Below are 12,180 nucleotides of genomic sequence, written 5' to 3' on the forward strand. Positions count from 1 at the left end.
CGTGTCAACTGTTTCCACGCCCCCGGGCGTGTCTCCATCATTCCTCCCCAAAATCGCGCGACCTACTATATATATGAGATGCAAGCCACGACACCCACAAGAGCGTCGCCATTGGGGGTTTTGGAATGTGAATCCCTTCTGGAAGGGACGTGAAGACCCTTCTCGCGTGCTATGATACACAAACTAGTTTGCAATGAACGCACCAGATGCTCCCCAGGAGGACACTATATATGAGTGAGCATACACGCCCTTTTAGCAGACGCGCTTTCGTCGGCGGCGCTGCGGCCTTCGGCATCTCGCTATGCCTGCCCACGCTGACCCCGACCCCGGCCCATGCCGTCACGGCTGCCGAGAAGCAGGCCGAGGCGAACGCCGCGCTCGAAAAGCTGAACGCCATGCAGGAGAAGCTCGACCGCGCCTCCGACGCGCACTTTGAGGCTGTCGAGGAGCGCAAGGCGGCCGAGGCCCGCATGGACGAGGCCCAGGGTCGTATCGACGACGCTTCTTCCCGCATCAGCGAGCTGCAGGGGCAGCTGGGCGACCGCGCCCGCTCCATGTACCGATCCGGCTCCAGCACCTTCCTCGATCTCCTGCTCGGCTCCACCACGTTCCAGGCCTTCGCCTCGAACTGGGATCTGCTGAACGATATGAACGAGAACGACGCGAACATGGTGGAGGAAACCAAGACGCTGCGCGCCGAGGTGGAATCCGAGAAGGCCGTCTACGCCGAGCAGCGCGATGTGGCCGACAAGAAGGCCAAGGAAGCCGAGGAGGTCGAGAAGGAGGCCAACGCCCTCGTCGACCAGATGACCGAGACCTACAACTCGCTGTCCGCCGAGGCTGCCGAGCTGCTGCGCCAGGAGGAAGAGGCCCGCGAGGCCGCGGCCCGCGAGGCCGCCCGTCGCGCCGAAGAGGAGATGCGCCGCCAGGCTGAAGCCGAAGAGGCTGCCGCGCGCGAGCGCCAGCAGAGCAACGGCGGCGGCAACAACGACAGCTCGAACGACGGCGGCGGCAACAACGACAGCTCTGACGACGGGAGTTCCGACGACGAGCCGAAGCCGTCCAGCTCGGGCAACTCCAAGCCCCAGTCCGTTTCCGGCAACACCGTGGTGGATCGCGCCTACGGCGAGCTGGGCAAGCCCTATGCCTGGGGTGCTGTGGGCCCGAACTCCTACGACTGCTCCGGCCTCGTAAGCTACTGCCTCACTGGCAGCCACTCGCGCCTGGGCACCACGGGCACGTTCATGGGCTGGACCCACGTGAGCAATCCGCAGCCCGGCGACATCTGCGTGAACAGCCACCACTGCGGCATCTACATCGGCGACGGCCAGATGATCCACGCCCCCCGCACGGGTGATGTGGTAAAAGTGTCGGGCGTGCACTCCGGCATGGTATACGTGCGCTACTAGGCGGCACGGCATATCCCGACATAACGAGGCGCTCCCTGCGGGGAGCGCCTCTCTTTTTCTCGACCAAGGGAAATACGCAGGGCGGAAGCACCGTCTCGCGCGACAGCGAAAACCTCTCCCCTACTCCACTTTGTCGTGGAACAGGCTCACAAACTCCACCACGGCATCGTGCAGGGCGTTCAAGCCATCGGCGTCTTCCACCCACTGATGGGTAAGCGGAGCCTCGGGCAGGGTGAACTTGCAGCTCTCCAGGGCCGAGTATACCTCGCCCGGCCCCATGGGCGCCCAACCGTAGCTGCCGAAGGGAATGCCCACGCGCCCTGCCGGCGCTAAGCCGCGCATGTAGCAGAGGAAGGCCGACACCGTGGGCATCATGGTCTTGTTGAGCGTCGGCGAGCCCACAGCGATATAGCGGGCCGAGAGCACCTCGGCCATGATGTCGGAGATGTGGTTCACCTTCAAATCGAGCAGGCGCGCCGGAATGCCCATTTCCACGAAGGCCTCGGTGATCTCCACGGCCATGGCCTCGGTGGTGTGCCACATGGAGTCGTACACCACGAGCGCGTACTCGTCGGGTTCCCCGCTGCTCCACTTCGCGTACATATCCAGGATCTCGGGCACATGGCTGCGCCAGATGATGCCGTGGGCTGGCGCGATCATATCGAAGGAGAGACCGGAGAGCGCCTTCAAGGCCGCCTCCACGTTCTTGCCGTAGGGCATCACGATGTTCGCGTAGTATTTCTTGGCCTGCACGAGCACCTCCGGCAGCCCCACCTCGTCATCGAAGCGCTTCGAGGAGGCGTAGTGCTGGCCGAAGGAGTCGTTGGAGAAGAGAATCTGGTCGTACTCGTCGTAGGTGACCATGGAGTCGGGCCAGTGCACCATGGGCGTCTGCACGAAGGTAAGCGTGCGGCGGCCAATGTCCAGAGTGTCGCCGGTCTTCACGCCCATGAGGTTCAATCCCTCGCCGTAATGGGCGGTGAGCCCCGCCACGCCCTTGGGGGCGCCGGTGACGATGGTGGCGTTCGGCGCGATCTCGGCTAAGGCTGGAAGCCCGCCGGAGTGGTCCATCTCCACGTGGTTCGACACGATGTAGTCTATCTTGGCCGGGTCCACGATAGTGCCGATACGTTCAATGAGCTCGTCTACGAAGGGTCGCTTACAGGTGTCGATAAGCGTAATCTTCTCATCCATGATGAGATAGGCGTTGTAGGTGCTGCCCCGCTCGGTGGTATAGCCGTGGAAGTTGCGCTCGTTCCAATCGATGCCGCCCACCCAGAACACGTCCGGCTTGATCTCAACTGCTTTCAGCATGGAAACCCCTTACTCGTCGGTTACCGGCCTATGATAGCCCAGATGCCGGCCACCGCCCAGCGGCGTGGGCGCTTGTTGGGGAACTGTTTGAGCCGCAACGTGAAAAAAGAGCCGCCCGAAGGCGGCTCGAGAACATGCGGCGCGGATGCGCTGCTACACGTCCAGCTCCATGTAGGTGTCGAAGTCGTCGGTGACCTCCTTGCTGGGCTCGGGCGTGAGCTTGGAGACCACGATGATCACCAGCAGCGCCAGCACGAAGCCGGGCAGAAGCTCGTAGACGGCGAACCATCCGCCCAGAGGCGCGATGAAGTTGTTCCAGATGATGACCGTGGCGGCACCGGTGAGCATGCCGGCGATGGCGCCGGGCAGCGTGGTGCGACGCCAATACAGCGCGCACAGCATGAGCGGGCCGAACGAGGCGCCGAAGCCGGCCCAGGCGTAGGACACGATGTTGAAGATGGAGGAGTTCTGGTCCATGGCCAAGAAGCACCCGAGCACGAGGATGCAGGTGAGCGTCACCCGGGCCACGATCATGACCTGGCGGTCGGTGGCGTCGCGCTTGATGAGGCCCTTGAAGATGTTCGTGGCCACCGCGCTGCCCGAGATGAGCAGATAGGAGGACGACGAGCTCATGGCCGCCGCGAAGATGCCCGAGACCACCAGGCCGCAGAAGAACGACGGCAAGAGGATCTGGGCCAGCACGATGAACACACTCTCGGCCGCCGCCTGGGTGGCGAAGGCGTCGGGCAGATACGCGCGGCCGATAAGGCCGATGCACACGGCGGCGCTCATGGACACCACGAGCCAGATCATGGCGATGAGGCGGGACTTCTTGATCTCGTCGGAGTGGCGGATGGACATGAAGCGGATGAGCACCTGGGGCATGCCGAAGTAGCCGAGGCCCCAGGCCAGGCCGCTCACGATGGTGATGATGCCGTAGGTGTTGGCGTCGCCGAACTGCGGCAGCCCGTCGATCATGAGCTGGGCGCCCCCCTCGTCGAGCACCGGCGTGGCGATCTGGGTAGCTGACAGGAAGCCGGGGATGGACTGGAGGAAGGCCACGGTGTTCTCCACACCGCCGGCCGCCGTGACGCTGCCGACGAAGATGGTCACGAGTGCGCAGAACATGAGGGTGCCCTGCACGAGATCGGTGGTGCACACCGAGAGATACCCGCCCATGAAGGTGTACAGGAACACGATGATGGCGCCGATGACCATCATGGCCGCGTAATCCCAGCCGAACAGCGTGGCGAACAGCTTGCCCACGGTCACGAAGCACGAGGCCGTGTAGATGGTGAAGAACAAAAGGATGATGACCGCGGCGATGGTCATGAGGATGTGCTTCTTATCGTGGAAGCGGTTGCTGAAGAAGTCGGGCACGGTAATGGCGTTGCCGGCCTTCTCGGAGTACTTGCGCAGGCGCTTGGCCACGAACTTCCAATTCAGGTACGTGCCGATAACCAGGCCGATGGCCGTCCACATGGCATCGGATGCACCGGTGAAGTAGGCCACGCCGGGCAGGCCCATGAGCAGCCACCCCGACATGTCCGAGGCCTCGGCCGACAGGGCCGTCAGCCACGGGCCCAGCCCGCGCCCGCCGAGGAAGTACTCCTCACTCGACGAGTTGGAGCGCCGCGCGTAGACGAAGCCGATGACGACCACGACGACGAAGTAGATGAGCATGGCGAAAACTACCCAGAAGTCGCTTTCGATCATGTTTCCCCCTTTACCACGAGAGTCTTTCATTCGGAAGTCCCCGGGGGTCGGTTTCGGCAGGGGGCGCCGTGCTCAAACAGTCCTCGCTTTGGAGGACAGTCCGCTGGACTGCCCTCGTCGCTGCGGAACTGCGCGCGGACCCCCTGCCGAAACCGACACCGCATGGCCGGCCTTTCCTGCAAAGTGCCGTAATCCATGGCGCCGAACTTTACCTTCGGGATTATACTTTACCGTACTGGAGTAGACGGCCGCATCTTGTGCGGGCGAACAGTTTTACGGCGAAAGGACGATTATGCCGCGCTACGCAGATATGTCGAAGGCGGAATTGGAGACCGAGCTAGCGGCCGTGCGGGCCCTCTACGACGAGATGGTCGCCCGGGGGCTTTCCCTGAATATGGCCCGCGGCAAGCCGTCGGCGGCGCAGCTGGAGCTTTCCCTGCCGATGCTGGACGTCCTGGACGCAACCGCCGATCTTGCAGCCGAGGACGGCACCGACTGCCGCAACTACGGGGTGCTCGACGGCATTCCCGAGGCGAAGCGGCTCATGGCACGCCTTCTGGATGATGAGCCCGAGAACGTCATCGTGCTGGGCAACGCCAGCCTCACGGCCATGTACGACGCCATGGTGCGATACCTGCTGTTCGGTGCCTTGGGAAGCGAGCCCTGGGGGCAGCTCGGCGAGGTGACGTGGCTCTGCCCCGTGCCGGGCTACGACCGCCACTTCACCATCTGCGAGGCGTTGGGCATCCGGATGATCCCCGTGCCCATGGACGAGCACGGCCCGGACATGGACGAGGTGGAGCGCCTGGTGGCCGAGGACGCCTCCATCAAGGGCATCTGGTGCGTGCCGAAGTACTCGAACCCCACGGGCATCACCTACTCCGATGACGTGGTGCGCCGCCTGGCGGCCATGGACACCGCCGCGCCCGACTTCCGCATCTTCTGGGACAACGCCTACGCCGTGCACCACTTCTCCGCCGATGCCGCCGAGCAGGATACCGTACTCGACATCGCCATCGCCTGCCGCGAGGCGGGCAACCCCGACCGCTACCTGAAGTTCGGTTCTACCTCCAAGATCACTTTCCCCGGGGCTGGCGTGGCGGCCGTGGCGGCGAGCCCTGCCAACGTAGCGGAGATCAAGCGCCACATGAGCGCCCAGGCCATCGGCCACGACAAGCTGAACCAGCTGCGCCATGCCCGCTTTTTGGACGAGGGACGCAAGCTCGCGGCCCACATGGCACGCCACGGTGAGCTCATGGCGCCGAAGTTCGACCTGGTGTGCCGCCGCCTGGGCGAGGAGCTGGGCGAGGCCGGCATTGCCACGTGGACGAACCCCCGGGGCGGTTACTTCGTGAGCTTCGAGGGGCCCGAGGGCACCGCCCGCCGCATCGTGGAGTTGGCGAAGGAGGCCGGCGTGACCATGACCGGCGCGGGCGCCACCTGGCCCTACGGCGACGACCCGGCCGATTCCAACATCCGCATCGCGCCGTCGCTGCCGCCCCTGGAAGAGCTGGACGCCGCCATGGACGTGTTCTGCTGCTGCGTGAAGCGCGCTGCCTTGGAGAAGATACTCGCAGACTAAACAATCTGTCCGCGCGGGAGGGGCCGGCATCATCGCCGGCTTACCCGCTTCGCTATTCGCCCTTCGGGCTCAGGCGCTGCGCTGCCTCATGCATTTACCGGGACGGTCTTCGACCGTCCTCTTTTCTGCAGTATTCAGAGAAAGCCGTCGACGACGCCGGCCCCTCCCGCGCTCCCCATCTCCGTAAGGAAAAGTTACGGGGGTCTTACTATTTCTTCAGCTTTTGCTATGGGAAGCGTAATGGGGGCGACCCCTACCATGGACCTTGGACGGAACAATGCGAGTTCAGGAGTTGAGCGCCATGGAGAAAACGGACGCCCCCGACGTGCTGCCGGTGATACTGGGGGGCGACATCGGCGCCTACAGCCTGGCCCGGGCCTTCCACGAGGCCTACGGCATCGTCTCCCTCGTGCTGTCCCAGGCCGACTGCCATATGTGCGGCGACTCCTCCATCCTCGTGAACCGGGTGGTACCGCATCTGGAGCGCCGCGAGGTGCTGCTGTCCACCCTGGCCGATGTGGCCGAATGCTTCGACCACCGCCCTCTGCTGCTGCTCGGCTGCGGCGACTGGTACGTGCGCGCCATCGTGGAGATGCGCACCCAGCTCGAGAGCGCCTTCATCATCCCCTACATCGGCGAGGATCTCCTGAACCGCCTCACCGACAAGGAGCGTTTCTACGCCCTGTGCGCCGAAGTCGGCGTGCCCACCCCGCGCACCGTTGTGGTGGATCTGGCCGACCCGCAGTTCGACCCCGCCGCGCTGAAGCTCCCCTTCCCCTTCCCCGTCGTGGCCAAGCCCGCCTCCTCGGCGGCCTACCACTATGCCGACTTTCCCGGCAAGGAGAAGGTGTTCTTCCCCCGCGACGGCGCCGAGCTCGCCCGCGTGCTCGGCGCCGTGCAGAAAAGCCGCTACGACGGATCGTTTCTCATTCAGGAGACCATTCCCGGTGACGACACCCATATGCGCATCTTGACCACCTATTCCGATCAGACGGGAAAAGTGCGCTTCGCCGCCTTCGGCCAGACGCTTCTGGAAGACATGCGGCCCATGGGGGTGGGCAACCCGCTGGCCATTGTGAGCCGAGTAGACGAGACCGTCGTGGCCGAGGCGATGCGGCTTTTGGAGGCCGTGGGCTACACCGGCTTCGCGAACTTCGACATCAAGGTGGATCCGCGCGATGGCAGCCACGTGTTCTTCGAGATCAACACGCGGCTCGGCCGCAGCAACTACTATGTGACGGCCGCCGGCTACAACGTGGCCCGCTGGCTCGTGGACGACCTCGTAGAGGGCCGCGGGCTTCCGGCCGGGCTCACCGTAGCCCGCACCACCGACTCGCTGTACACCGTGGTGCCGAAGGCCATTTTGGTGGACTACATCCGAGACGACGACCTTAAGCGCGAGGTGCGCAGCCTGTATGCCCTGGGCCTCGACGCCGACCCTCTGGACTACGAGGCCGAGCGCAACCTGCGACGACGACTCTATCCCCTCGCATTCGCCGCCCGCCAATGGCGCACCTGCCGGGCGGCTCTGGCCGCCAAACGAGCCCGGGAAATGCGCGGGGAAGCCTCTTTCGGGTGCGGGGTAACCCCGCACCCGGCCCGTGCCCAGCACGGGCCGGCGCCTGATGGGAGTCCCGACTGCGGGCAGGAGGACCCCGCGCCCTCTGCCGGCGGCGCGCCTGCGCCCACCACGCTCAAGGGCGCCGAAGACTGCTGGGCGGGAGCAACCCTGTGACCGCTCGCTTGGTGGGTGTACTCGGCGGCGTGGGGCCGGGGGCAACCGCCTACTTCCTGCAGCGCATCGTGGAGCGCACCAATGCCTCCTGCGATCAAGACCACGTACGCACCCTGGCCTTCAACGATACCGCCATCCCCGACCGCACGGCCTTCATCACCGGCGAAAGCGCCCGCTCGCCCATATCCGCGCTCATCGAGGATGGCCAGCTTCTGGAGGCCTGCGGCTGTGAAGTGCTGGCCCTGCCCTGCAACACGGCGCATGCGTTCTTCGACGAGATACAGGCATCCCTGCGCGTGCCCGTGGTGCACATGGTGCGCGAGACCGTGCGCGCCGCCACCGAGGCAGGCTGCCGCCGCTTGGGCGTGCTGGCCACCCGCGGCACCGTGCTCACCGACGTGTACGGCCGCGAAGGGGCGCGTCGGGGCGTGGAATGCCGCTACCCCGCCGAAGCCGTGCAACAGCACGTGGGCCGCATTATCTTCGACGAGGTGAAGGCGGGGCGCACGGTGCATCGCGTCGTGCTCGACGAGCTGGCGACCGACCTGGCCGATGCGGGCTGCGACGGCATCGTGCTCGGATGCACCGAGCTGTCGCTGGCCTTCGGGGGCGCACGGCATGCGGCCGGGCTGCCCGTCATAGATGCCCTGGACGTGCTCGCCGACCGCGTGATCGCGCTCGGCGGCGGCACCCCCGTGCGCGCAACCGTCGAGAAAACGCCGAGGCAGGCGGGTGCCGAAGCGGATCCTGCACCGCTACCGCAAAAACGCGCCATTTCACTATCCGAGATTTGACCAGGCATTTTTCAAAGTTTTACCAGATCAGGCGCACTGGCGCGAATGTTCGCTTTTGGTGCAGAAGACATCGAGGAACGTGAGGAGAACCCTATGTGCGGATTTGTCGGCTGGGTCGATGAGGGCGCCGCGGGCTACGATGCCGCCACGACCATCCGGCGCATGGCCGACGCCATCGCCCATCGCGGCCCCGACTCCGAGGGCTTTTACGCCGATGAGCGATGCGCCTTGGGCTTCCGCCGCCTGGCCATCATCGACCTGGCCGGCGCGAACCAGCCCCTCTTCAACGAGGACGGGTCGCTCGTGCTCGTGTTCAACGGCGAGGTGTACAACTACCGCACGCTGCGGCGCGAGCTCATCGCGCACGGCCACGCCTTTGCCACCGAAGGCGATGCGGAAGTGGTGCTCCACGGCTTCGAGCAATGGGGCGAAGCCGTGCTCGACCGCCTGCGCGGCATGTTCGCCTTCGCGCTGTACCGCCCCGCAAAAGGCGAGCTCTTCCTGGCACGGGACGCCTTCGGTATCAAGCCCCTGTACTGGCACGCCGAAGGCGGCGCCGTCGTGTTCGGTTCCGAGATAAAGGCCCTTCTCGCGCACCCCCGCGTGCCCCGGCAGCTGAACGAGCGGCGGCTCGGGCACTGGCTGTGCATGGAATACCTGCCCGACGAGGAGACCCTGTTCCGAGGCGTGCGCAAGCTGCCCGCGGGCCACTGGCTCCGCTGGCGCGACGGACACGCCGAGGTGCGCCGCTGGTTTGCCCCGCGCTTCGCGCCCGACCCCTCCCTGCGCCCCGAGGCGGCGGCCGAGGCCATCGAGGCCGCGGTGCGGGAGTCGGTGGCGGCCCACGCGGTGGCCGATGTGGAAGTGGGCTGCTTCCTCTCGGCGGGCGTGGATTCCAGCCTCGTCGCCGCCGAAGCGTCCCGCATCATGGAGGCGCGCACCTTCTCCATCGGCTACGGCGAGGAGCGCTACTCGGAGCTTGCCGCCGCGGCGGCCTTCGCCAAGGCGACGGGGCTGCCCAACCGAGCGCGGCACCTGGGCGCCGAGGAGTTCTTCGCCTCGGTGCCCGCCGTGCAGTACGCCATGGACGAGCCTCTGCCCAACCCCTCCGCCGTGCCCCTGTACCACCTGTGCCGCATGGCGGCCGAATCGGTGAAGGTGGTGCTGTCGGGGGAAGGGGCCGACGAGCTGTTCGGCGGGTATCCCTACTACCAGGAATACCTCGCCTTCGAGCCCTACCGGGCCCTGCCCGCGCCCCTGCGCCGCGCCCTGGCCGCCGGCGCGCGCCAGCTGCCGCCGGGCATGCACGGGCGGCGCTTCCTCTTGCGCGGGGCGCACCCCCTCGCCGAGCGCTACATCCGCCTGGAGTACAACTTCACCTGGGAAGAGGCTCTCGGCCTGCTCGCCGGCGACCTGGCCGCCGAAGCGGCAGGTGCGAAAGCTCCCTGGGAGGCGACATCCGCGCTCTTCGCCGAGCTGGAGCGCGATGGGGCGGATCGGCTCGACGAGGCGACCCTCATGCAGACCGCCGACATCCTCACCTGGATGCAGCAGGACATCCTGCTGAAGGCCGACAAGATGTCCATGGCCGCCTCGCTGGAGCTGCGCGTGCCCTTTCTCGATCGCGAGGTGTTCGCCTGCGCCCGCACCCTGCCGCGAAAGATGCGTGTGACGCGCCGTGAGACGAAGCCGGCCCTGCGCCGCGCCGCTGCCCGCACTCTGCCGTCCGTCACGGCGGCCATGCCCAAGAAGGGCTTTCTCACACCGCTTTCCCAGTGGCTGCGCGAGGAGCCGTGGGCAGGTCAGGTGCGCGAGGCGCTCCACAGCGCCACGGCGCGGCAGTTCTTCCGCGTCGAGGCACTGGATGCGCTCCTTGACGAGCACCGAAGCGGCGCCCGTTCGCATATGAAGAGGATTTGGTCGGCCTACTGCTTCGTCCTGTGGCACGAAGCCTACTTCAGCTAGAACAGGCGGGGCACCGGGCAAATCGGGAGGGAGGGGGATGAATCTGTCCGGTACCCGCCTTGATTTCGGATTATACCGACCTCGCCGCCCATTGGGGCGGCGTTGGCAAGGTTCACGAAAGGGGCACAGGTCGCACGGGCCGCGACGGGGCGAAAAGGTTGCGTCGGAGCGCAAAGGTCGCGCCGGAACGCACGGGCCGCACAGGATACGGCGGAATGCGCAGAGAGCCCCGCAACACCGCCGCGCTGGCAGCTGCCGGCTATTTCCCGCGCTTCAGGCTGTCGATGGCCTTGTCCAAAGCCGCGTCCGAGAAACCCTCGGAATACGCGCTCGGCACCACCACGGTGCCGCCCGACCCCTTCACCGACTCGTAGAGCAGGTGCATGGTGCGCAGGCGCACGGCCAGATCGTTCTCCTCGTACACGTTCGCGGCGTCCACGAGCATGGCCGAGATGTCCTTCTCCACTTCGGCGAGCACCATGCGGGCGTTCTTCTCCCGCTCGGCCTGGGCCTCGGCCGACATCACCTCCTGCAGCTCGGCGGGAATGACGATGTCGCGGATCTCCACCGACAGCACCGTGATGCCCCACACGCTCGTGCGCTCCTCGATGACCTCCTGCAGCTCCTGGTCGAGCTGGTTGCGGCGGATGGCCACCTCCGACACGCTGGCCCGGCCGATGGCGTCGCGCAGGGCCGTTTGGGCCGCCAGAGACACGGAGTTGTAGTAGTTCTCCACCTCCAAGCAGGCCTTCTTCGCGTCCCATACCATCCAGAACAGCACCGCGTCCACGTTGATGGGCACCAGATCGCTCGTCAGCGTCTCCTCGGCGCCGAAACCCGTGACCATGATGCGCTGGTCGGCTTTAAGCGCGGTCTGCTCGATGAAGGGAATGGTGAAGTAGAGCCCCGGCCCCTTCACGCGGGAGAACTTACCGAGGCGGAAGACCACCACCTTCTCCCACTGCATGGCGATATGCACCGACATGGTAGCCACCCACGCCACGAGCAGCGCAACCACAAGCCCCTCGACGGTGAACATGCCCGCGAGCACGAACCCTGTGCCGAGTGCCGCCAGGAACACGACAACGGCCGCGAAAGCTGAGAATACGAGCGGGCCTGTCTGCGAGGCGCGCCTCTCGATGTTCGAGTTGTAGCGCTCGATGCCCGCGAGCTTGGGCTCCTCGCCACGAGCGTGCTTCTCGGTGCGCTTCTTCATGGAAATCACGTCCTTCGAACGGATCAGGACTTCTCATCCTGAATGCGATGGGCCACATCGATAAGGCGCAGCTTCACATCGTCGATGCTCATGCCGAGGGCGAGGCAGCGCCGTATGCAACCCTCTATCTCGGTGTCGGCGACGGAGAGCACGTCATCGCCCCTGCTGCCGATATCGCGCACGAACACGCCGCGCCCGCGTATCGATTCCACGTAGCCGTCGCTCTCCAGGTTCACGTACACCTTGCTGACGGTGTTGTAGTTGATGGCGGCCTCGGCGGCCAGCGTGCGCACGCTGGGCAGCTGATCGCCCGGCTGGTAGTGGCCTGTTTTGATGAGGTAGACGAAGCGGTTGCGCAGCTGCACCCACACGGGCAGTCCGCTTGATTCGTCTATCTCGAACAGAGCCATAATGCCCGTGCCGCCCTTCTCCCGCCAAATCACGGGGTC

At 65.7% G+C, this 12,180-nt stretch carries 9 protein-coding genes; 5 read left to right on the top strand and 4 right to left on the bottom strand.

The features are described from left to right. The first annotated feature begins 230 nt into the window (after positions 1-230). Positions 231-1,409: a coiled-coil domain-containing protein gene (locus tag C811_RS08705; RefSeq protein ID WP_016309185.1), complete on the top strand. Its 1,179-nt coding sequence runs from the start codon at positions 231-233 to the stop codon at positions 1,407-1,409. A 120-nt stretch (positions 1,410-1,529) separates the two neighbouring features. Here C811_RS08705 and C811_RS08710 read toward each other — a convergent pair whose 3' ends face one another. Further along, the gene (locus C811_RS08710; protein ID WP_016309186.1) at positions 1,530-2,723 is read right to left on the bottom strand and encodes an FprA family A-type flavoprotein; all 1,194 of its coding nucleotides are present in this window, start codon (positions 2,721-2,723) and stop codon (positions 1,530-1,532) included. Between the two features lie 153 nt (positions 2,724-2,876). Next, positions 2,877-4,439, bottom strand: a complete 1,563-nt coding sequence (gene putP, locus C811_RS08715; protein ID WP_016309187.1) for a sodium/proline symporter PutP — start codon at positions 4,437-4,439, stop codon at positions 2,877-2,879. 292 nt (positions 4,440-4,731) lie between these two features. Between putP and C811_RS08720 the strand changes: the two genes are divergently transcribed. The 4 genes from C811_RS08720 to asnB all read left to right on the top strand — a co-directional run bounded on the left by C811_RS08720 (position 4,732) and on the right by asnB (position 10,515). Continuing rightward, on the top strand, positions 4,732-6,021 hold the full coding sequence (locus C811_RS08720) for an aspartate aminotransferase type Ic (protein WP_016309188.1): 1,290 nt from the start codon (positions 4,732-4,734) through the stop codon (positions 6,019-6,021). 301 nt (positions 6,022-6,322) lie between these two features. Next, a complete protein-coding gene (locus C811_RS08725) occupies positions 6,323-7,756 on the top strand; it encodes a carboxylate--amine ligase (RefSeq protein ID WP_016309189.1) in 1,434 nt (477 codons plus the stop codon). Further along, the gene (gene cuyB, locus C811_RS08730; protein WP_016309190.1) at positions 7,753-8,550 is read left to right on the top strand and encodes a cysteate racemase; all 798 of its coding nucleotides are present in this window, start codon (positions 7,753-7,755) and stop codon (positions 8,548-8,550) included. Before C811_RS08725 ends, cuyB begins: the two co-directional genes overlap by 4 nt. Before the next feature lie 93 nt (positions 8,551-8,643). Next, positions 8,644-10,515 (top strand): asparagine synthase (glutamine-hydrolyzing), encoded by a 1,872-nt coding sequence (gene asnB, locus C811_RS08735; RefSeq protein ID WP_016309191.1) that lies wholly within the window; start codon positions 8,644-8,646, stop codon positions 10,513-10,515. Positions 10,516-10,774: 259 nt separating this feature from the next. Here asnB and C811_RS08740 read toward each other — a convergent pair whose 3' ends face one another. Beyond that, on the bottom strand, positions 10,775-11,731 hold the full coding sequence (locus tag C811_RS08740; protein WP_016309192.1) for a slipin family protein: 957 nt from the start codon (positions 11,729-11,731) through the stop codon (positions 10,775-10,777). Between the two features lie 23 nt (positions 11,732-11,754). Continuing rightward, positions 11,755-12,141 carry a GntR family transcriptional regulator gene (locus tag C811_RS08745; protein ID WP_031325016.1) on the bottom strand — a complete coding sequence of 129 codons (387 nt, stop codon included), beginning with the start codon at positions 12,139-12,141 and terminating at the stop codon, positions 11,755-11,757. Between the last annotated feature and the right edge of the window lie 39 nt (positions 12,142-12,180).

Source organism: Adlercreutzia caecimuris B7 (genome assembly GCF_000403355.2).
Lineage (GTDB): Bacteria > Actinomycetota > Coriobacteriia > Coriobacteriales > Eggerthellaceae > Adlercreutzia > Adlercreutzia caecimuris.